Genomic DNA, 22,183 nt, shown 5'->3' on the forward strand with positions numbered 1-22,183 from the left:
GTTGAGCCCCTCTCCCCTTGGGAGAGGGGTTGGGGTGAGGGCTGCCTAGATGCAAGCGCCCTCATCCGCCCTTCGGGCACCTTCTCCCGGGGGAGAAGGGAAGGAAATAGATTCGTTCGGAATCAGGCGGCAGCCGCGACGGCCTTCTTGGCACCGTCGTTGATGTCGTCGGCTGCAGTGATCGCCAGGCCCGAGTCGGCCAGCAGCTGCTTGCCCGCTTCGACGTTCGTGCCTTCCAGGCGCACGATCACCGGCACCTTGACGTCCACTTCCTTGACCGCGGCGATGATGCCTTCGGCAATCATGTCGCAGCGGACGATGCCGCCGAAGATGTTGACGAAGATCGCCTTCACCTTGTCGCTCGACAGGATCAGCTTGAACGCTTCGGTCACACGCTCCTTGGTCGCGCCGCCGCCGACGTCGAGGAAGTTCGCCGGCGAACCGCCGTTGAGTGCGATCACGTCCATCGTCGCCATGGCCAGGCCTGCGCCGTTGACCATGCAGCCGATGTTGCCGTCCATGGTCACGTAGTTCAGGTCGTACTGGCTGGCACGCGCCTCGGCCTCGTCTTCCTGCGTGGCGTCACGCATCGCCGCCAGATCCTTGTGACGGAACGCGGCGTTGTCGTCGGAGTCGACCTTGCCGTCCAGGGCGTACAGGTCGCCGTTGTCGAGGATCGCCAGCGGGTTCAGCTCGACCAGCGCCAGGTCCTTCTCGTTGAACAGGGTGTACAGGCCGCCCATGATCTTGGCGAGCTGGTTGGCCTGCTTGGCGGTCAGGCCGATCTTGAAGCCGATGTCACGGCCTTGGTACGGCTGGAAGCCTTCCACGAAGTTGACGTTGAGGCTCTCGATCTTCTCCGGCGTCTCGGCAGCGACCTGCTCGATGTCCACGCCACCCTCGCTCGAGACGATATAGGTGATGGACTGCGTGCCGCGGTCGACCAGCACCGACAGATACAGTTCCTTGGCGATCTCACCGGCTTCGGTGACCAGCACCAGATTGACCGGCAGTTCGACGCCGGCGGTCTGATAGGTCGCCATCTTGGTGCCGAGCATCTTGGCCGCAGCGGCCTTCACGTCGTCGGTGGTCTTGCAGAACTTCACGCCGCCGGCCTTGCCGCGACCGCCCGCATGGATCTGGGCCTTGACCATCCAGGGGCCATTGCCCAGGGAGTTCGCTGCTTCGACTGCTTCGTCGGCGGTGGACGCGACGCGCCCTGCCGGCACGGGGATGCCGTAATCGGCAAACAACTGCTTCGCCTGGTATTCGTGGAAGTTCATGTGGGGTCCGTACGGAGGAGGAAATGACACCGGTCGACGGGCGGCGCTGGGCGCGCGGCGGGCCGACGGGGTCCGCTATTCTCGCCCATGCGGCGGCGGCGGGCAAAACCACCCCACCCGGCCGCCCCGGGCGCCCGCCTATACTCGGCCGTCCGGCTCCGATGGAACGCGCCCGTGCCCCTGCTTGCAGCCTCCACGCTGTCCCCGTCGCTGCTGCAGCGCGAGCTCTCGCTGTTCGCGCTGTACCGGGTGCTGGAAGCCGCCCTGCTGGCGCTGCTGGTGTTCAGCCCCTGGGGCGCGACGCTCGGCGACGTGATCGATACGCCGGTCGCGATTTCGGTCGGCATCGGCTATCTGGTGGCCGCTGTCGGCCTGCTGCTGCACGCCCGGCGCGCCATGGCCGACTTTCCCAGCCATGCGGTCGTGGGCGTGGTCGTCGACATCGTCGTCGCCACGCTGATCACCCATGCGATCCCCGAAGTCGCACCGGGCATCGCGATGCTGCTGCTGTTCAACATCGGCGCCGCCTCGCTGTTCGTGACCCTGCGCACCAGCCTGCTGATCGCCGCCGGCGCCTCGCTGGCGCTACTGATCGAGCGCCTGGTCGGCCTGTTCGGCACCGGCACGTTCGATCGCCCCTTCGCCGAAATGCTGATGTTCGGGCTGGGCTTCTTCGCCGCCGCCTCGATGACCCGTCAGCTGGGCAAGCAGGTCCGTGACTCGCAGGCCCTGGCCGACCGCCGCGGCGCCGAGGCCGCGAACCTGGCCGAGATCAACGAGCTGATCATCCGCCGCATGCAGACCGGCGTGCTGCTGGTCGACGGCACCGGCCACATCCGTTTGACCAACGAAGCGGCGACCCTGCTGATCGGCGACACCGAAACGCCCGGCGAAGACGGCCTGCACGGCCGCACCCTCGGACAGCTCGCCCCGCCGCTGGCGATGCGCTTGGCCGAGTGGCTGCGCAGCGGCAGCGTCGACAGCGCCCCGTTGACCCTGCGCGAACACACCGACGTGATGCCCCGCTTCGTGCGTCTGCTGGCCGAGAGCGACAGCACGCTCGTCTTCCTCGACGACACCTCGCTGGTCTCGCGACGCGCCGAATCGCTGACCCTCGCCACGATGGGCCGCTTCTCCGCGAGCCTCGCGCACGAGATCCGCAATCCGCTCGCCGCGATCAGCTATGCCACCCAGCTGATGGAAGAGTCGAACCAGATCGGCGAGGCCGATCGCCGCCTGCTGCAGATCATCCACCAGCAGTGCGTACGCACGAACGGTATCGTCGAAAGCGTGCTCGGCCTCGCGCGTCGCGAGCGGGCACGACCCGAACACGTCGACCTGGTCGCCGCCGCGCATGCGTTCGTGCAGGACTACCGGATGATCGTCAGCGAGGAGAACGCCGAACTGAAGGTCAGCTGCGACCAGCCCACGCTGCGCGCGATCTTCGACCCGCGTCACCTGCAGCAGGTCCTGACCGCACTGGTCAACAACGCCGTCCGGTATGGCCGCATGCCCGGCGAATCGGCGCGAATCACCTTGCGCCTCGAGCAGGCCGGCGAGTGCCCGACGCTGAGCGTCCTCGACCGCGGCCCCGGCATCCCGGACGCCGTGTCCGCCCAGCTCTTCCGCCCGTTCTTCACCACGTCGGAAAGCGGCACAGGCCTGGGCCTCTACATCGCCCACGAGCTGTGCCGGGCGAACGAAGCGCACCTCGAGTACGTCGCGGTCCCCGGTGGCGGTGCCTGTTTCCGCGTCACACTGGCGGCGCGGCAGACATTGTTGCGGAACTAATCAGGGCATCCCATCACCCGCGACAACGGAATCATCGCCGCCACAGTGACCGTTTCGATTTACTGCCGCTGTAGAGGACACCTCTCCCGTTCGTCATCCCAGCGCACGCTGGGATCCATTTTCGCCGCGACCAAAGAGAAACGCGGCGGCTTGCCAGGGCGGCAGCCTCGCCTTTCACCTCATTCTTTCTAATCGAGAAACGCTTCTGCATTCGTGACCCGGGGCGTCCAACGCCACGCGCGAAATCAGGGTGGACCCCAGCCTGCACGGGGGTGACGGCCTCTCGGCCCGATCCGTTGCATCTAGCGAGCACGCCCCACAGTTATGAGACCTCAGCCTGCTCCGCTGGGGCTCTCCGAACACCCGAATCCCCACCCGAATACCTGCACCCCATCCCTCCACCATCGTGACGCGCGTCACCAGTGTGACCCTCGTCACTTTTGACAGAATCTGTCACTATGCGTCACACCTCAGTTCCGTTTGTGTGGCGAATCGATGAGCGAAACTCGCAGCGTCCTGATCGTCGACGACGAACACGATATTCGTGAACTGCTGGTGCTCACGCTGAGCCGCATGGGGCTGCGCACCGAAACCGCGCCCACCCTCGCCGCCGCCCGCGAACTGCTGGCCTCGGCGGCCTACGATCTCTGCCTGACCGACATGCGTCTGCCGGACGGCTCGGGCCTCGAGCTCGTCAGCGAGATCAGCACCCGCTACCCCGGCATGCCGGTCGCCATGATCACGGCCTACGGCAACGTCGAGGCCGCGGTCGAAGCATTGAAGGTCGGCGCGTTCGATTTCGTCAGCAAGCCGGTCGACATCCACGTGCTGCGTGGCCTCGTCCGCCAGGCGCTGGAACTGGGTGAACGCGCCAAGCGCACCACTGAAGAACAGAGCAGCCGCCTGCTCGGCACCTCCGACGTGATGGTCACGCTGCGCAACACGATCGCCAAGGTCGCTCGCAGCCAGGCCCCTGTCTTCATCCAGGGCGAATCGGGCACGGGCAAGGAACTGGTCGCCCGCACCATCCACGCCCAAGGCGCGCGCGCCAACGGGCCGTTCGTGCCGGTCAACTGCGGCGCCATTCCGACCGAACTGATGGAAAGCGAGTTCTTCGGCCACAAGAAGGGCAGCTTCACCGGCGCGCACAGCGACAAGCCCGGCCTGTTCCAGGCCGCCGACGGCGGCACCCTGTTCCTCGACGAGATCGCCGAGCTGCCGCTGCCGATGCAGGTCAAGCTGCTGCGTGCGATCCAGGAAAAGTCGATCCGCCCCGTCGGCGCCGCCGCCGAGATCCAGGTCGACGTGCGCATCCTCTCGGCCACGCACAAGGACCTGTCGCAACTGGTCAACGACGGCCGCTTCCGTCACGACCTCTACTACCGCATCAACGTCATCGGCCTGAACGTCCCCGCGCTCCGCGAGCGCACCGGCGACCTGCCGCTGCTGTCGGACGCCATCCTGCGCCGCCTTGCCCAGGCCATGCACCGCGCAGCGCCGACGCTGGCGCCGGACGCCGTCGCCGCCCTCGAAACCTACGGCTTCGCCGGCAACGTCCGTGAACTGGAAAACATCCTCGAACGTGCCCTGGCAATGGCGGACGACGATCAGATCACCGCCGCCGACCTGCACCTCCCGGTCGCCCGGAACACCCAGCAGGCCGCGCAGCCCCAGCCCGCCTCGCCCTACGCCACCGGCGTCCACCAGGCACTTCCGCAGAATCACGGCCAGCCTCGCGACCCGCGCACCGTCAGCCCCTACGAGACCGCCGGCACTGCCTTGCCTTCCTTCATCGAAGACATCGAGCGCGCCGCGATCCAGCAGGCTCTGCAGGAAAACCGGTACAACAAAACCAAGACGGCGGCGGCGCTGGGGATCACGTTCCGGGCGCTGCGGTACAAGTTGAAGAAGCTCGGGATCGATTGACCCCCACCTCGACGTGGGTAACGCACAGCGCAACACGCTACCGCGACTCGCCCAGCGCGCTTCAATCGCGCCAACGCAACAGACGCCCCTCTTCCTCCCGTCAGTGCAAGCTGCAAGGGAATCGCGGGAGAGCACCCAGCTCGCATCAGCAGTGAACTCGCTATCGCGCTCGCTGCGCATCGACTGCACCCGGACGCAACACGTCACCAAGTGACGCAACTGGACACCATCCGCTCCCGCACGTGGCTGCACGCGAGAAAACACGTGTATCTCAGCGGCGCTTCGCTTCGAGAATGTTGGCACGCCTCGTGCGTAATCCCCATCGCACGTGCATGTCGCACGGCTGCCCAAGGATCGGTACCAGCCGGCCACGCGGCACGTGAAATCAATCACTCCTAGGGGATACACCATGAAGAAGATGCAGAAGGGCTTCACCCTGATCGAACTGATGATCGTCGTCGCGATCATCGCCATCCTGGCCGCCATCGCGCTGCCGGCGTATCAGGATTACCTGGTCAAGTCGCGCGTGTCGGAGGTGATGCTCGCCGCGTCGTCGGCCCGCACGACCGTCTCGGAAGCAGCAGCGACAGCCACCGGCACCGTCATGCCCACCACCGTCGCAATCGAAACGCAGTCCTCGAAGTACGTGTCGTCGGTTGCCTACTCGAGCGGCACGATCACCGCGACCGGCAAGGACCTTGGCGGCAGCACGCCGACGGGCACGATCATACTGCAGGGCACCAAGCAGGATAACGGCCAGGTCAATTGGATTTGCACCGGCAGCATTGCGGCGAAGTATCGCCCGGCCACCTGCCAAGGCACCTGATCGAGCTTCAGAATATCGTTGTACAAGGGGCTCCGATACTCGGAGCCCTTTTTTTTGACCGGTTCGGCGGCTAGCGCTCAAGTAGGTGATCTTGAAGAACCCAACGCTCCGTTCTCTCATGTGCGGAAGTCGCAACGCCTTTAGCGAGCAAATAGCTGTGCGAAACTCTGACGCAAAGTCCCTCAGCCCGGTCGCATGCCTATTGGCCGCGATGGTCGTCACAGCCTTCATCTATTGGGTAGGATTTCCAGGCCCTTTCTTGATGGACGATGCTCCTGGCCTTCTACCCGTCCGGCACTGGATAGAGGGAAATGCCACCCTGCAAGACGTCCTGATGAGCAACACCGGTTGGCATACTCACAGAGCACTTGCCTATGCGACGCTAGCCTTGAACGCAGAGATCGGCGGGTTTACGCCTTTCAGTTTTAAGTTCGGAAATTTGCTGGTCCACCTTGCCTGTGGTGGCGCAGCGTTTGCTCTTCTGCGGAAGTTTTTGCGCAGAGATGTGCAGCTTGCGCCCAATGCCAGCGTGATCGCTTGCATCATTACTGCGATATGGCTGCTTCATCCATTGAATGTCAGCACTGTTCTGTACCCGATACAGCGGATGGCGCAGGTCGCAATGCTTGTGACACTTGCAGGCCTGCTCTCCTACGCTGTGATCCGCGAGCGAATGATCAATGGTCGACTGGAAGAGCAGCGGGGCATGCGGTTGCTCTGGATCGGCGCCCCGCTTTTCACGTTCCTCGCTGTTCAAGGCAAGCAGAACGCGATTGTCCTGCCCGCTCTCTGCTTGATAGTAGAGCTCTGCTGGTTCCAACAGGTCCAGTGCTGGAGACGCTCTACCAGAATCTTCTATGCCTCGATGGTCGCGCTTCCTGCCAGCGCTGCATTGATCCTTCCATTTTTCATAAGGGATCAGCTGGACACCGCATTCTCCGTTTACGACTTCACTGCTGGGGAGAAAATGCTGTCCGCACCGCGCGTGCTCTGGGACTACATTCGCATGCTGCTCGTTCCCTATTCGCCCTCAATGGGAATCTTCGGCGACGGCTTTGCGCCGTCCCGCAGCCTGACTGCACCCATCAGCACACTGATTGCCTTGGTGGCCTTGGTCGCCGTGACCGCATTGCTTTGGAAAGTTCGCCGATCGGCACCGGCAGCACTCGCGGGGTGGTTGCTCTTTCTCATCGGGCATTCGGTCGAAGCCAGCTACACGCCGATCGAACTGTATTACGAGCATCGTAATTACGCGAATGGAATCTGGCTTTTCTTGAGCGTCTTTTCACTGATCGCGCTTGCACTGTCATATCTGAAAGCGCGGGGTATGCACGTCAGTCGGGTAAGCACACTTCTCGTTGCTGGTGGCCTGCTTGCGTTGAGCGCGCAGACGCTCGGGCGCAATCTCGTATGGCAGGACGTCTACACCCTCACCGCCGCTGCTGCAAAAGGCAACCCGGAATCATTTCGCGCGGTAGTCGCGTTTTCGAGTACATCGGCGAATATGGGCCGGTTCGAAGAGGCCTTCGAAGCCTTCGAACGCTTGGGCCTGTCCGATGATCCGATCAAGAAAACGCAGGCAGCTCTGGGCAGAATCTCCTTGCAGTGCCGCGCATTTCAGTATGCCGACCCTGTTGACTTTCGAGCAGCGGTTGCGAGGATCAGGGACAAGGTCGATCTCGGGACTTTCTACATGTTCCACATCATCAACCAGCAACGCATTCAGTACGGGTGCGGCCCATTGACGGCGGAAGTGTTGGCGGACGGTCTCCGCGAGGCGGCAGACCGAGCGACGTCCCAACCTAACACCACCGAATTCAAAAGCGCCCTGCGCTACCTGGCGTCCCTTTTCTACGCCAACGCCGACCTGCCGAATCAGGCAGCCGACCAAGGAATACTTGCTTGGCAGCCCGGTGCGGATCCAGAAGTAGGTCGGCAATTGGTGGACGCACTCGTCGGTGCAGGTCGACTCGAGGAAGCCCAAATCTATCTGGGGCAGGTTGCGGGCCGGACACGCATCGACCTTCATGCCCGGACCAAGCCCAGTCGGGATGTCTGGGGACTGTGGGATCTTCAACGTACGATCTCCCAGGCCAAGTCGACCCACGACCATTTGGAGGCGGGTTCGGACGCCGCTCACTAGCTGCCCCCTCCGAAAAACGCGACGACGAATGTGCTGCGCGGGACGCCCTGCGCCTGAATCGGTCAATCTCGGATGAGCCGCAACACGCAACCGACAAGCTCCCGGAGCCAAACGCTCCATCTTGCTAGCCGCGCTGGCTGCGGTAGAGTGCCAATCATTCCGCAGGAGTCATCAAGATGAGCGCAGTTCCGACCGTCAATCTAGTCGGCATTACCGGCATCGCGCGCCGTCTTGTCCTGGACGGCGCACTCGATGAGGCGGCCGCGCGGGAGGCTTTGGACAAAGCCACCTCGGCACGTAAGCAGATCGCCGCCTATCTGCGCGAGCAAAAGCTGGTCAGCGCAGCGCAGATGGCCGCTGCCAATTCGGTCGAATTCGGGATGCCGATTTTCGATCCGGCGTCCATGGATGGGCAGGCTAGCGCAGTAAAGCTGGTCAGTGAGGATCTGCTTCAGAAGCACGCGGTTCTGCCGCTGTTCAAGAGAGGAGGTCGGCTTTTTGTTGGCATCGCAGACCCCACCAATACGCATGCGCTTGACGAGATCAAATTCCACACCAACCTCACGGTCGAGCCGCTTCTTGTGGACGAGGAGAGCCTGAAGCGGACGCTGGAGATGTGGCTGCAATCTTCGGACAGCTTCGGCGACGCGCTAGAGAACTCCGAGGGTCTGGAGGGATTGGATGTCGGAACCGACGAAGACCCCGGCAAATTTGAGAACGTGGCCGACGGCAAGGACGACACGCCGATCGTCAAGTTCGTCAACAAGGTGCTTGTTGACGCGATCAAACGCGGCGCATCGGACATCCATTTCGAGCCCTATGAAACAGATTACCGGGTGCGTCTGCGCATCGACGGCATCCTCAAGCAGGTTGCCAAAATGCCGGTCAAGCTCAATGGCCGGATTACTGCGCGTCTCAAGGTCATGGCACAGTTGGACATCGCCGAAAAGCGGGTTCCGCAGGACGGCCGTATCAAGCTGAACCTGTCGAAGACCAAGCAGATCGACTTCCGCGTCAGCACCTTACCCACGCTGTTCGGCGAGAAGGTCGTACTTCGTATTCTGGATGCCAGTGCGGCCAAACTGGGCATCGACAAGCTGGGTTACGAGCCGGAACAGCAAAAGCTGTTCCTCGAAGCGATCCATAAGCCCTACGGCATGGTGCTGGTGACGGGCCCGACGGGCTCGGGCAAGACGGTGTCCCTGTACACCGCGCTGGGCATTCTCAACGATGAGACCCGAAACATCTCGACGGCCGAGGATCCGGTGGAAATCCGCTTACCCGGCGTGAATCAGGTGCAGCAGAACAACAAGCGCGGGATGACCTTCGCTGCGGCATTGCGTTCCTTCCTGCGACAGGACCCGGACATCATCATGGTCGGCGAAATCCGCGACCTTGAAACGGCCGAGATTGCCATCAAGGCGGCGCAGACCGGCCATATGGTGCTGTCCACCCTGCACACCAACGACGCGCCCCAGACCATCGCGCGTCTAATGAACATGGGAATCGCGCCGTACAACATCACCAGTTCAGTTACCTTGGTCATCGCACAGCGGCTGGCGCGGCGCCTGTGCTCACGGTGTAAGAAGAAGGTTGACCTTCCCGACCACGCATTGCTGGCAGAGGGCTACTCCGAAGACCAGGTTCGAGGCGGTATCGAACTCTACGAGGCTGTGGGCTGCGACGAGTGCACCAACGGGTACAAGGGACGGGTGGGTGTCTACCAGGTCATGCCCATGAGCGAGAAGATCCAGGAGATCATTCTTCAAGGCGGAAACGCAATGCAGATTGCAGAGGTCGCTGAGCGGGCAGGCGTCCATGATTTACGCAAGTCCGCATTGGAAAAAGCAAGGCAAGGACTCACGAGCCTCGCGGAGATCAATCGGGTGACGAAGGACTGACCGAACGTAGGCCGTCACTCCATGCATCCTGAATAGAACGGGCGATTCACGGTTCAACTGACACGTCTCGAATGAGCCGCTACCATGCGGCCAACCGTCCGGCTGGGGAAAGCCGGTTTTCTGGGGAACACTTGCATGTCCACCACCCGCACAGCCGCCCGCAAAACCGTTGCGAAGCGACCAGCGCAGCCTGTCCGCCAAGGCGTCACGCTGGACACGTTTGTCTGGGAGGGCCTGGACAAGCGCGGCGTCAAGATGAAGGGCGAGCAGCAGGCGAAGAACGTCAATATGCTTCGCGCAGAGCTTCGCCGCCAAGGAATCCAGCCTGGTGTCATCAAGGCCAAGTCGAAGCCGCTTTTCGGAGCCGCCGGCAAAAAGATTACTGCCAAGGACATCGCTGTTTTTAGCCGACAGTTCGCGACGATGATCAAATCGGGCGTCCCCGTCGTGCAGGCCTTGGAGATCGTGGGAAATGGAAACAAGAATCCTCGGATGGTGAAGATGCTCAACACCATGCGGCTGGATGTCGAAGGCGGCTCCTCTATCACCGAAGCGCTTGCAAAGCACCCTGTGCAATTCGACGAACTGTTCCAGAACCTCGTCAGAGCAGGCGAATCAGCAGGCGTTCTGGAAACCGTGCTCGACACCATTGCGACCTACAAAGAGAACACTGAGAAGCTAAAAGGCAAGATCAAAAAAGCGCTTTTCTATCCGGCGGCGGTCATCGCGGTCGCGATCATCGTCAGCGCAATCTTGTTGATCTTCGTAGTGCCTCAATTCGAGGCTGTGTTCTCCAATTTCGGCGCAGAACTCCCGGCGTTCACACAACTTATCGTCGGGGCGAGTCGTTTCATGGTCTCGTACTGGTGGGTTGCGCTTCTCATCATCGTTGGAAGCATCTGGGGCTTTTTGTTCCTCTACAAGCGGTCGGTTTCCCTGCAGCACGGCATCGACCGAATGCTTCTCAAGATTCCTGTCATCGGCCAGCTTCTTCATAACGCTGCCGTTGCACGCTTCTCTCGAACCCTCGCCACAACGTTCAAGGCAGGCGTTCCGCTGGTGGAAGCTTTGGAAACCGTTGCCGGCGCAACAGGAAACACGGTCTACGAGAAGGCCGTACTGCGCATCCGAGACGATGTGTCCGTGGGTTACCAGGTCAACATGGCAATGAAGCAGGTGAACCTCTTCCCTCATATGGTGGTGCAGATGACCGCAATCGGCGAGGAGGCCGGTGCGCTCGACACCATGTTGTTCAAGGTGGCCGAGTTCTACGAGGAAGAGGTGAACAATGCAGTCGACGCGCTCAGCAGCCTGCTCGAGCCGATGATCATGGTATTCATCGGCACCATCGTCGGTGGCATGGTGGTCGGCATGTATCTGCCGATTTTCAAGCTGGGCGCGGTTGTTTGATGTTCTTTGAAGCGTTGTTTGCGTAATGGCGTTCCTCGACCAGAACCCCGCACTGGGCTTCCCGCTCGCCGCCGGCTTCGGCCTGCTCGTCGGCAGCTTCCTCAATGTCGTGATCCTGCGCCTGCCGCGGCGCATGGAGTGGCAGTGGAAGCGTGATTCTCGGGAAATGCTGGGGGAGCCGGAGCTATACGATCCGCCGCCGCCGGGGATCGTCGTCGAGCGTTCGCACTGCCCGCATTGCGGCCATCAGCTGTCGTGGTACGAGAACATTCCCGTCGTGAGCTGGCTGGCGCTGCGTGGCAAGTGCCGCAGCTGCAAGGCGCCGATTTCGGCGCAGTATCCGGCGGTCGAACTGTTGACGATGCTGCTGTTCGTGGCCTGCGTGTGGCGCTTCGGGTTCGGCTGGCAGGGCTTCGGGGCGCTGGTGCTGACCGGATTCCTGGTCGCGGCGTCCGGTATCGACGTGCGGACGCAGCTGCTGCCCGACTCGCTCACCTTGCCGCTGATGTGGCTGGGACTGATCGCGAGTCTCGACAACCTCTACATGCCCGCGAAACCGGCCCTTCTAGGCGCGGTGGTGGGCTACGCGAGCCTGTGGACGGTCTGGTGGCTGTTCAAGCAGGCCACCGGCAAGGAAGGCATGGGGCACGGCGACTTCAAGTTGCTGGCCGCGCTCGGTGCTTGGTGCGGGTTGAGCGGGCTGCTGCCGATCATCCTGCTGTCGGCCGTGGCCGGCGCGATCATCGGGTCGATCATGCTCGCCGTACAGGGCCGTGATCGGTCGACGCCGATCCCGTTCGGGCCGTATCTGGCCATCGCGGGCTGGGTGACCTTCATGTGGGGTCACGATCTGGTCGACAGCTACAAACAGCTCGCCGGCCTCGGCTGACCGCAGCGTTGCGATGAGTGCGTTGATCATCGGCCTGACCGGCGGGATCGCCTCGGGCAAGACCGCGGCGACCCAGGCGTTCGAGCGACGCGGCATCGTGGTCGCGGATGCGGACCTCGCGGCGCGCGAGGCGGTTGCGCCGGGCAGTCCTGGACTGGCGGCGGTCGTCGATGCGTTCGGGGCGGAGGCGCTCGCAGAGAACGGCAGTCTCGATCGCGCCGCGATGCGGCGCCGGATCTTCGAGAATCCGCAGGCCCGTGTGCGACTGGAAGCCATCATTCATCCGCGTGTGCGCGCTGCGTTGCGGGCCGCTTGCGAGGCGGCGCCAGGGCCCTATGCGGTCGCGGCGATTCCGTTGCTGACCGAGGGCGGCCGCGCGGCGTATCCGTGGTTGCATCGCGTGCTGGTGATCGACGTGCCGCGTGATCTGCAGCTGGCACGACTGCTTGCACGCGACGGGATCGACGAGATTCTGGCTGAGCGGATGGTGGCTGCGCAGGCGTCGCGCGAGGCGCGGCTCGCTATTGCGGATGATGTGATCGTCAATGACGGAACGCTCGCGGTGCTGGATGCAGCGGTTGATCTGCTAGATCGAAAGTATCGCGGGATAACGGCTCCGGGATCGTAAGCCGAAGGGCGATGCGTCTCAGCCCGAACGTTAGTTGCGCCTCAGTTCGAATGTCAGTGTCGCCTCTGCCTGAGCGTCAGTGTCGCCTGCCGACGTTTACAGAATGGGTCGAGCGGAGCGAAACCCATCGTTCGCCGAAAAGCCGCACCTCACACAAAATCGATTGCGCCCTGCTCATTCGCACCGATCGGGGGCACCGGCTAGAGCGTCTCACCGCGGCACGTCGGCAAGCGGACGTCTTTACTGACGTCACTCGATTCCGACGATGGCGTGCCTATGCGATCTGCCTGCGCTCGTGGAAGCAAACCCCTGGTGTCAGGTGCGAGTGCAGCGTCGTTCCGGCCAGGCATTACCGCGAGCATTCGCCTCACCCCAACCCCTCTCCCAGGGGGAGAGGGGCTCTGCATGGCTGCGCTGATTTGTGATGTGCGTCGCTTGCGCGTGGCGCAGCGCGCTTCAATGACTGCCATCGCTAGAAAGCGTTCGCCCGCGCTCTCGTGAGGTGTGCGGGCAGCTGACGCGCTACAGCTCTCTGAGGCTGCTGCGGAGTCACTACCGGGGCAAGACGGACTGGACCGGAACTGTTTTCCAGTGTGCGGTCGGACACCCGCATCGTCTGCATCTGATGCGCGCGATGGGTTTCGCTGTGCTCTACCCATCCTACGAATGCTCACGCAACGCGCTATGCGCTCAGCCGGGCGACCACAGGCTCCGGATCGCGGCGATGCCCTGGGCGCCGTGGCGGCGGGCTTCGGGGATGTCGTCGGGCGTCATGCCGCCGATGGCGTAGATAGGCAAAGCCGTGATCTCGCGCAGGCGGGTGAAGGCCGTCCAGCCGATGCCGGGTGCGCCGGGGTGGGTGGCGGTCTCGGCGACAGGCCCGAGGACGACGAAGTCGCAGCCCAGGCGCGCGGCGTAGGACAGGTCGTCCGCCGTGTGGCAGGAGGCTGCCAGCAACGTACCTTCGGGAACCGGGCGCTTGGCGAGGGTCTGGAGGGCGGATGATTTCAGATGGACGCCCACGCCGGCCGCGAGCGCGGTCTCGACGGAGCCGTTGAACAGGAGTTGTGCATCGCGTCTGCGACAGCGGATGGCAGCCTGCTGCAGGAGCACATTCTGGCGCTCGTCCGGGATGCCCGGCAGGCGCAGCTGGATCCGCCGGATGCCGCGTCGCAGGGCGTCATCGAGGGCCTGCAACCAAGGCGCGTCCGTGTCGCCGGGAGCCGGCGTCACGAGATAGCGGTCGGGGGTCTGCAGCACGGCGACGACGGGCAGATCTGCCGGCGGCATCGAGTAGCGGCCGAGTTTCTCGGGCGCGACCCAGGCCAGCGCCTGCCCTTCGCGCCCGTTGGGCACGCCGTCCCAGTGGGTGACGTGACGGACGTCGAGCCGCAGGCGCTTGGTCGGATACCGCTGCGGCACCGCCATCAGCGGCGGGCCGACGGTGACGCGAATGCCCAGCTCTTCGTCGAGCTCACGGATCAGGGCGGCCTCGGGCGTTTCGCCGGCTTCGCGCTTGCCGCCTGGAAACTCCCACAGACCCGGCATGTCGCGATTGGGCGTGCGGCGCGACAGCAGGATCCGGCCGCGCTTGTCGGTGATGACGCCGGCGACGACCTCGATGACGCGTTCGCTCATGCCGCTCGGAAGTTCGGAGAGGGCGGTCAGGTTAGGCGGGGTGCGGGCGGTTTGCCAGCCATCGCGATGGTCAGGCTCGCATCCGATGCGATGGTCGGTCCCCGGCGCCCTGAGCTCCAGGCAAGACCGGCTTGCAGGGCTCCATGGGCGCCTTGCCCGCAGCCGACGCGTTTTCCGCGTCGACCCTGGCTCAGGTCTCTCCCGGAGGGAGAGATGCCGAGAACCACTACCCGGAACTCAGCTCAACTGCCCGTGGCAGTGCTTGAACTTCTTGCCGCTGCCGCACGGGCACGGATCATTGCGGCCGACCTTGTCGCCGTCGCGGACGATCGGCGCCTGCGCACCCTGCGACGCGGCGGCGGCGCGCACGTCTTCCGCTTCTTCGTCGGCGCCATAGCCGCCGGCGTCGGCGTGCTGGAACTGGGCCTGGTTGAGCTTGGCTTCGACCTGGCGACGCTCTTCGGCTTCCAGCGCGGCGATCTCGTCCTCGCTGCGCACGCGTACGCGCGCCAGCATCGTCACGACGTCGTGCTTGACCTTGTCCAGCATCTCGGAGAACAGCTCGAAGGCTTCGCGCTTGTACTCCTGCTTCGGCTGCTTCTGCGCATAGCCGCGCAGGTGGATGCCCTGGCGCAGGTAGTCCATGCGGCCCAGGTGCTCCTTCCAGCCCTGGTCGAGCACGTTGAGCATGATGTGCTTCTCGAGCATGCGCATCGTCTCGTCACCGAGCGAGGCTTCCTTCTCGGCGAACAGGCGGTCGACTTCCTTCTGCACGTGCTCGGCGATCTGCTCGGAATCGAGTTCCTCGCTGGTCTTGGCCATCTCGGTCAGCGGCAGACGCACGCTGAACTCGCGGTCCATCTCCGACTCCAGACCCGGCAGGTCCCACTGTTCGTCGATCGACTGCGGCGGCACGTAGCGGCCGACGATACCGGCGACCACATCGGCGCGGATGCCGTCGACGTTCTCCTGGATGCTTTCGGCATCCAGCAGTTCGTCGCGCTGGCCGTAGATGACCTTGCGCTGGTCGTTGTTGACGTCATCGAAGTCGAGCAGGTTCTTGCGGATGTCGAAGTTGTGCGCTTCCACCTTGCGCTGCGCGTTCGCGATCTGCTTGGTGACCAGCGGCGACTCGATGATGTCGTCTTCCTGCAGGCCCATGCGCGCCATGACCTTCTGCACCCAGTCGGCGGCGAAGATGCGCATCAGGTTGTCTTCGAGCGACAGGTAGAAGCGGCTTGAACCCGGATCGCCCTGACGGCCGGAACGGCCGCGCAGCTGGTTGTCGATGCGGCGCGATTCGTGGCGTTCGGTGCCGATGATGTGCAGGCCGCCTGCCGCCTTGACCGCGTCGTGGCGCACCTGCCACTCGCTGCGCAGCTTCGCCTTCGTCGCGTCGTCGACCGGCACACCGGTCTCGGCTTCCAGCGTCGCCAGTTCGGTTTCGAGCGAACCGCCGAGCACGATGTCGGTACCGCGGCCGGCCATGTTGGTGGCGATGGTCACTGCGCCCGGACGACCGGCCTGCGCGATGATCGTCGCCTCGCGCTCGTGCTGCTTGGCGTTGAGCACCTCGTGGTGGATGCCTTCCTTGCGCAGATGCTCGGACAGCAGTTCCGACACCTCGATCGACGTCGTGCCGACGAGCACCGGCTGGCCACGCTCGTTGGCGGCCTGGATCTCGCGCGCGACCGCGCGGTACTTGCCGGCACGGTTGAGGAACACCGCATCGGGTGCGTCCTTGCGGATCATCGGGCGGTGCGTCGGGATCACCACGACTTCGAGCGAATAGATGCTTTCGAATTCGAACGCTTCGGTATCCGCGGTACCGGTCATGCCCGACAGCTTGCCGTACATGCGGAACAGGTTCTGGAACGTGATGCTGGCGAGCGTCTGGTTCTCGCGCTGTACGGGCACGCCTTCCTTCGCTTCCACCGCCTGGTGCAGGCCGTCGGACCAGCGGCGGCCCGGCAGCGTACGGCCGGTGAACTCGTCGACGATGATGACTTCGCCGTCGCGGATGATGTAGTGGTCGTCGCGCTGGTAGATCGCATGCGCGCGCAGGCCAGCATTGAGGTGATGCACGACGTGGATGTTCTGCGGCGCGTACAGGCTGTCGTCTTCGCCGAGGATGCCGGCCTTGCGCAGCAGTTCTTCCGCGTGTTCCTGGCCGGCTTCGGACAGGTGGACCTGCTTGGCCTTTTCGTCGACCCAGAAGTCGCCGTCGCCGTCCTCGGCTTCCTGGCGGACCAGCGACGGGACGATGCGGTTGACCTTGATGTAGAGCTCCGGCGAATCGTCGGCCGGGCCGGAGATGATCAGCGGCGTGCGCGCTTCGTCGATCAGGATCGAGTCGACCTCGTCGATGATCGCGTAGTTGAGGCCGCGCTGGTACCGGTCCGCCTTCGACAGCGCCATGTTGTCGCGCAGGTAGTCGAAGCCGAACTCGTTGTTGGTGCCGTAGGTGATGTCAGCACGGTAGGCATCGCGCTTGGCTTCGCCGTGCGGCATGCCGGGCCAGATCACACCGACGGTGAGCCCCAGCCAGTTGTAGAGCTTGCCCATCTGTGCGGCGTCGCGACGCGCCAGATAGTCGTTGACCGTGATGACGTGGACGCCCTTGCCCTCGAGCGCATTGAGGTAGGTCGGCAGCGTGCCGACGAGGGTCTTGCCCTCACCGGTGCGCATCTCGGCGATCTTGCCCATGTGCAACACCATGCCGCCGATCAGCTGCACGTCGTAGGGCCGCATGCCCAGCACGCGCTTGCTGGCCTCGCGGCAGACCGCGAAGGCTTCGGGCAGGATCTTGTCGAGCGTTTCGCCCTTGGCGACGCGGTCCTTGAACTCGGGGGTCTTGGCCTGCAGTTCGGCGTCCGACAGCGCCTCCATCTGCGGCTCGAGCGCGTTGATCTTCACAACGATCTTCTCGAGCTGTTTGACGAAACGGTCGTTGCGGCTACCGAAGACGCTGGTGAGCAGGCGATTGAGCATTGGAAGTCCGGGTTCTGGAGACGGAACGCGGCCCGGGGCGGTTTCCCCCGAATCCGCAAACAAGAAAAAGGGCGCCTGGCGCCCCTCGATGGCAACACGCATTGTAGCTTGGGGAGCGCAGCGGCGTTTTCAAGCGACTCGCCGCTCGTGCGCGACCGACCGTCGACCGCACACGACGTGGCGAGCGGGACGTCATCTGCGTCAGCGGACTGAAGCCCGCCCCGGCGGCGTGGGGGCGGGTTGGATGGTGGCGATCAGCGCGGACCGGAGCGCGTGATCTGGGCACCATCTCGAACGCGATACCCGCACGCTTGCAAGCGAGAGGCTCGGCCCGTCCCGGCCTTTGACCCGTGAAGGGTCCACTGCTCCGCTCGCGGAGGCAGGCAAAAAAAAATTACTGCCGGCTGACGCCCATGTCGCCGAGGAACTTGCGCGGGTTCTGCACGCGACCGTTCTCCCAGACTTCGAAGTGCACGTGTGCACCGGTCGAGCGGCCGGTCGAGCCGGCCTTGGCGATCTCGTCGCCGACGCGGACCAGGTCGCCCACCTTCACCACGTTGCGCGAGTTGTGCGCGTAGCGGGTCACATACCCGTTGCCGTGGTCCACTTCGACCACGTTGCCGTAACCGCTGCGCACGCCCGAGTAGCTGACCACGCCATCGGCGACGGTCATCACGCGGTCGCCGGTGCGGGCGTCGAAGTCGATGCCCTTGTGGAACTGACCACCGCGACCGAACGGGTCGGCGCGATAGCCGTAGGACGAGGTCACGTAGCTGCTCGCCACCGGCGAGCGCGACGGCAGTGCGTTCTGCTCGATCCGGCGATCGAACAGCAGCGCTTCGAGCACGGAGAGCTGCTGGCCGGAGTTGGCGAGATCGCCGTCGAGCGCGTCCATGCCGCCGATCAGCTTGCGGGCCGGCATGTCGCGCGCCGGTTCCGCACCACCCTGGCCAACCGGACGGTCGAAATCGAACTCGCCGTCTTCCAGGCCCGCGCCACGCGCGAGGCGGTCACCGAGGGCATTGAGCCGGTTTGCCTGCGCCTGCAATTCGCCCATGCGGGCAGCGAGTGCGTTGATCTCGCGCTGCGCGTCGCGGCGGGTGTCTTCGATGCCCTGCTCGTTCGCCGAGGCCACGCCGTGCATGCGCGCGACTTCGGCGGCATTGAGCGCGGCGCCGCCGCACAGGCTGGCGACCGCAACGGCGGTCATGACGGTAAGGGGCTTGCGGACCGCGAGTGCGCGGGCCTTGGCGGCCACCTGCGCAGCGCGGCCGCGCATATCATTCAACAACGAATCTAGAGTCATGCGTGCCAATGTCTGATTTCAGGTCCAGGTCCAAGCCACCCCGCATCGGTGCATCCCGTAGCGGGATTCCGACGGCCGCGCTGGACGCGGCACTGGGTGGTGCGTCGGCCGATCCGATCCGCCGGGCCATGTGGCTCGACGCGCTGGACCGCCGCCTCGTTCCCCTGCTCCCCCCGTCGCTGGCGCCGCATGCGCGGCTGGCCAATGTCGATGGCAGCAGGCTGGTCTTCCTCGTCGATTCGCCCATCTGGCACGCCAGGCTGCGCCTGTCGGCCGATGTGCTGCTCGACGCCGCCCGGTCCATCGGGCTGGATGTCAGCGACATCGTGATCAGGACCTCGACCCGACCGCTTCGACCGGAAGTCGATGCAGGCCGCGCACGTCCGACACCGCCGTCCGCCGTGGCCCGCAGGGCCGTGGCAGCCGCGCTGGCCTCGTTGCAATCGCCTGATGACGACGACAACGGGACGCGATGAGTCGGGAGATCCGTCTTCCCCTGGTCACCGACGTCGACGTCGGGTGAAGGGGAGCGGGCATCCTACCGGCGGTGCGTCGTCGGGAAGTTAACTGAAAATTAAAGATTCAGAAATTCAAAGTTAAATTTCTGTTATCTGCGCGGCGAGCCCTGAACCAGTCCGACTTGATGTCGAAGAAGTTCATCGCAGATTGCCGAAGCTGAATGCCGCGGATCAGGCGATCGCGGGCGTGCCGTAGGCGACCGGCGCGGGCGCGGTCTGGTCGAAGCTGACCTTCTCCCACGCATCCGCTTCGGCCAGCAATGCACGCACCAGCTTGTTGTTGAGCGCGTGGCCGGACTTGTAGCCGACGAAACGGCCGAGGATCGGGTGACCGGCGAGATACAGATCGCCCACCGCGTCGAGGATCTTGTGACGCACAAACTCGTTCGCGTAGCGCAGGCCGTCGTCGTTGAGCACGCGGAATTCGTCGAGCACGATCGCGTTGTCCATCGAGCCGCCGAGGCCGAGATTGCGCTCGCGCATGTATTCCAGATCGCGCATGAAGCCGAACGTGCGCGCACGGCTGACTTCGCGGATGTAGGCCTCGGTCGAGAACTCGACCTCGGCGCGCGACTGCGCGACCGGGATCGCCGGGTGATCGAAGGCGATGGTGAAGTCGAGCTTGAAGCCGTCGTAGGGCTCGAAGCGCGCGATCTTGTCGCCTTCGCGCACTTCCACCGGCTTGAGCACGCGGATGAAGCGCTTGGGTGCGTCCTGCTCGACCACACCGGCCGACTGCAGCAGGAACACGAAAGGACCGGACGAGCCGTCCATGATCGGCACTTCGGCCGCGGACAGTTCGATATAGAGGTTGTCGACGCCCAGGCCCGCGAGCGCGGACATCAGGTGTTCGACGGTCTGCACATTGGCCGGGCCGCAACTCAGGCCGGTGCACAACGTGGTTTCGGTGACGAGGTTGCCGTCAGCCGGAATCTCGACCACGGGGTCCAGGTCGACACGGCGGAACACGATGCCGGTGTCGGGGCTCGCCGGGCGCAGCGTCAGGAACACTTTCTCGCCACTGTGCAGGCCGACGCCTGTCGCGCGGATCACGTTCTTGATGGTGCGTTGGCGGGGCATGGGGGAGTCCGCAGGGAGGGAGGATCCGCGTGTCCGTCATAGGACTGTCATCGGAACCGGGGGGCAGATTATCACGGCACCGCCTGAACCTGAACGAAAGCGCGGCGGTGCTTCAGAACGCTGGATGCATGCGGAAATCCGCACGGCAGCGCCGGAAAACGGTCCACCGGGAACCCCGGTGGACCCAAAGGCGCCGCGCGGACAACGCGACGCCGGGCAAAGCTTCATGGCGGGAGGACGATCCGCCATGCGGCGGCACGCCATCGCCGCGCACCGCTCAACGGTGCGCGCACGACGGACTGCCGCGATCGACGCGGATCAGTCAGCCTGGCGGCGCAGGGCGAGACGAAGCGCTTGCGAGGCACTGCCTCGCGCTTCGTCGCGCGCCTGGCCATGGATGGCCGGGCCGGATCTGCCGGAGCCGATGATCTGCGCCATGGATGGCATCAGTCAGCCTGGCGACGCAGAAAAGCAGGAATATCCAGGTAGCTGCTGTCGCTGCCGAATTCGGCCGCCTTCGGCGCGTCCGACGATTCGGCGCGGGTCGCACCACGCAGCGGCGAGGCCGCCGACGCCCCACCACCGTTGCCGCGCAGCGAGGCCGCGATGCTGTGGCCCGGGCTGTACGGGGCCACGGCGTCGGACTCGTCGTCGATCAGCATGCCGGTCGTGCCGTCGCGCAACCCACGCTGGTTGTTGCTGATCAGCTGCACCTGCGGCTTGCCGCGGCCGGCGCTGTCGCCGTTGTAGCCGGTGGCGCGCGCGGGTGCGCGGTTGAGGCCGGTGGCGACCACGGTCACGCGGACTTCGTCCTGCATGTCGGGATCGAGCACGGTGCCGATGACGATGGTCGCGTCTTCGCTGGCGAAGTTCTCGACGGTGCGGCCGACTTCGTCGAACTCGGCCATCGTGAAGTCCGCGCCGGCGGTGATGTTGACCAGGATGCCGTTGGCGCCGGCCAGGTTGACGTCGTCGAGCAGCGGATTCTGGATCGCGGCTTCGGCGGCGGCCTGCGCGCGGTCGTCGCCACGTGCGTTGCCGGTGCCCATCATCGCCAAGCCCATTTCCGACATCACGGTGCGCACGTCGGCGAAGTCGACGTTGATCAGGCCCGGACGGACGATCAGGTCGGCGATGCCCTGCACGGCGCCCAGCAGCACGTCGTTGGCGGCGCGGAAGGCCTGGATCATCGTGGCGTTGCGGCCGAGGACGGTGATCAGCTTCTCGTTGGGAATGGTGATCAGCGAGTCGCAATGCGCCGACATCTCTTCGATGCCCTTGAGCGCGACCTGCATGCGGCGACGGCCTTCGAACGGGAACGGCTTGGTGACCACGGCGACGGTCAGGATGCCCATCTCCTTGGCGAGCTGCGCTACGACCGGCGCTGCGCCGGTGCCCGTGCCGCCGCCCATGCCGGCGGTGATGAACACCATGTCGGCGCCCTGCAGCGCATCCATGATGATCTCGCGGTCTTCGAGTGCGGCCTGACGGCCGACTTCCGGGTTGGCGCCTGCGCCCAGACCCTTGGTGACGCTGCTGCCGAGCTGCAGCTGCAGCTTCGCGCCGCAGTTCTTGATCGCCTGCGAATCGGTGTTGGCGGTGATGAACTCCACGCCGTCGACGCTGTTGTTGACCATGTGGGCGACCGCGTTGCCGCCGCCGCCGCCGACGCCGATGACCTTGATCACCGCGTTTGGAGCCATCTTCTCGACCAGTTCGAAATGTGCCATGTCCGTCGTCCTCTGGGTTTGGGCCGGGTTCGGCGTGGTGTCCACGTCCTTCCCGGCATCTATTGGTTTAGGTACCGCCTGCCGCACTTGCGTCTGTCGCCGTCGCCCTGCCCGCCGCATCCC

Annotated in this window: 14 protein-coding genes and 2 pseudogenes; 10 read left to right on the forward strand and 6 right to left on the reverse strand. The window is 64.4% G+C overall.

Features of this window, described 5'->3' with window-relative positions:
- Positions 1 to 122 precede the first annotated feature (122 nt).
- Complete coding sequence (gene sucC, locus AC3A5T_RS04570; RefSeq protein ID WP_487627557.1) at positions 123 to 1,283, reverse strand: ADP-forming succinate--CoA ligase subunit beta; 1,161 nt, start codon at positions 1,281 to 1,283, stop codon at positions 123 to 125.
- A gap of 174 nt (positions 1,284 to 1,457) precedes the next feature.
- Here sucC and AC3A5T_RS04575 point away from each other — a divergent pair, with 174 nt between their 5' ends.
- From AC3A5T_RS04575 to coaE, 9 genes and pseudogenes are all read left to right on the forward strand, one after another.
- Positions 1,458 to 3,074: a sensor histidine kinase gene (locus AC3A5T_RS04575; RefSeq protein ID WP_487627558.1), complete on the forward strand. Its 1,617-nt coding sequence runs from the start codon at positions 1,458 to 1,460 to the stop codon at positions 3,072 to 3,074.
- Positions 3,075 to 3,569: 495 nt separating this feature from the next.
- Positions 3,570 to 4,712, forward strand: a pseudogene (locus AC3A5T_RS04580) (sigma-54-dependent transcriptional regulator); the annotation flags it as partial.
- 129 nt (positions 4,713 to 4,841) lie between these two features.
- Positions 4,842 to 5,000 (forward strand): annotated as a pseudogene (locus tag AC3A5T_RS04585) (helix-turn-helix domain-containing protein); the annotation flags it as partial.
- A gap of 409 nt (positions 5,001 to 5,409) precedes the next feature.
- Positions 5,410 to 5,826 (forward strand): pilin, encoded by a 417-nt coding sequence (locus tag AC3A5T_RS04590; protein ID WP_487627559.1) that lies wholly within the window; start codon positions 5,410 to 5,412, stop codon positions 5,824 to 5,826.
- A 334-nt stretch (positions 5,827 to 6,160) separates the two neighbouring features.
- Positions 6,161 to 7,969, forward strand: coding sequence for a hypothetical protein (locus AC3A5T_RS04595; RefSeq protein WP_487627560.1), 1,809 nt, complete (start codon positions 6,161 to 6,163; stop codon positions 7,967 to 7,969).
- Positions 7,970 to 8,145: 176 nt separating this feature from the next.
- Positions 8,146 to 9,870: a type IV-A pilus assembly ATPase PilB gene (gene pilB / locus AC3A5T_RS04600; protein WP_487627561.1), complete on the forward strand. Its 1,725-nt coding sequence runs from the start codon at positions 8,146 to 8,148 to the stop codon at positions 9,868 to 9,870.
- Positions 9,871 to 10,005: 135 nt separating this feature from the next.
- Positions 10,006 to 11,280: a type II secretion system F family protein gene (locus AC3A5T_RS04605; RefSeq protein WP_487627562.1), complete on the forward strand. Its 1,275-nt coding sequence runs from the start codon at positions 10,006 to 10,008 to the stop codon at positions 11,278 to 11,280.
- Positions 11,281 to 11,305: 25 nt separating this feature from the next.
- Positions 11,306 to 12,169 (forward strand): prepilin peptidase, encoded by an 864-nt coding sequence (locus AC3A5T_RS04610; protein ID WP_487627563.1) that lies wholly within the window; start codon positions 11,306 to 11,308, stop codon positions 12,167 to 12,169.
- A gap of 13 nt (positions 12,170 to 12,182) precedes the next feature.
- The gene (gene coaE, locus AC3A5T_RS04615) at positions 12,183 to 12,797 is read left to right on the forward strand and encodes a dephospho-CoA kinase (protein ID WP_487627564.1); all 615 of its coding nucleotides are present in this window, start codon (positions 12,183 to 12,185) and stop codon (positions 12,795 to 12,797) included.
- Between the two features lie 690 nt (positions 12,798 to 13,487).
- On the opposite strand, the gene AC3A5T_RS04620 is transcribed toward coaE, so the two are convergent.
- The 3 genes from AC3A5T_RS04620 to AC3A5T_RS04630 all read right to left on the reverse strand — a co-directional run bounded on the left by AC3A5T_RS04620 (position 13,488) and on the right by AC3A5T_RS04630 (position 18,732).
- Entirely contained in the window at positions 13,488 to 14,435 is a 948-nt protein-coding gene (locus tag AC3A5T_RS04620; protein ID WP_487627565.1) for a Nudix family hydrolase, read from the reverse strand.
- Positions 14,436 to 14,672: 237 nt separating this feature from the next.
- Entirely contained in the window at positions 14,673 to 17,426 is a 2,754-nt protein-coding gene (secA, locus tag AC3A5T_RS04625) for a preprotein translocase subunit SecA (RefSeq protein ID WP_487627566.1), read from the reverse strand.
- Positions 17,427 to 17,820: 394 nt separating this feature from the next.
- Positions 17,821 to 18,732: a M23 family metallopeptidase gene (locus AC3A5T_RS04630; protein ID WP_425497281.1), complete on the reverse strand. Its 912-nt coding sequence runs from the start codon at positions 18,730 to 18,732 to the stop codon at positions 17,821 to 17,823.
- 8 nt (positions 18,733 to 18,740) lie between these two features.
- Here AC3A5T_RS04630 and AC3A5T_RS04635 point away from each other — a divergent pair, with 8 nt between their 5' ends.
- Positions 18,741 to 19,208: a DciA family protein gene (locus tag AC3A5T_RS04635; RefSeq protein ID WP_487627567.1), complete on the forward strand. Its 468-nt coding sequence runs from the start codon at positions 18,741 to 18,743 to the stop codon at positions 19,206 to 19,208.
- Positions 19,209 to 19,421: 213 nt separating this feature from the next.
- Here AC3A5T_RS04635 and lpxC read toward each other — a convergent pair whose 3' ends face one another.
- The gene (gene lpxC / locus AC3A5T_RS04640) at positions 19,422 to 20,330 is read right to left on the reverse strand and encodes a UDP-3-O-acyl-N-acetylglucosamine deacetylase (protein ID WP_487627568.1); all 909 of its coding nucleotides are present in this window, start codon (positions 20,328 to 20,330) and stop codon (positions 19,422 to 19,424) included.
- A 446-nt stretch (positions 20,331 to 20,776) separates the two neighbouring features.
- A complete protein-coding gene (ftsZ, locus tag AC3A5T_RS04645) occupies positions 20,777 to 22,060 on the reverse strand; it encodes a cell division protein FtsZ (protein WP_487627569.1) in 1,284 nt (427 codons plus the stop codon).
- Positions 22,061 to 22,183: the final 123 nt, after the last annotated feature.

The organism is Luteimonas sp. Soil_C_16 (genome assembly GCF_057657295.1).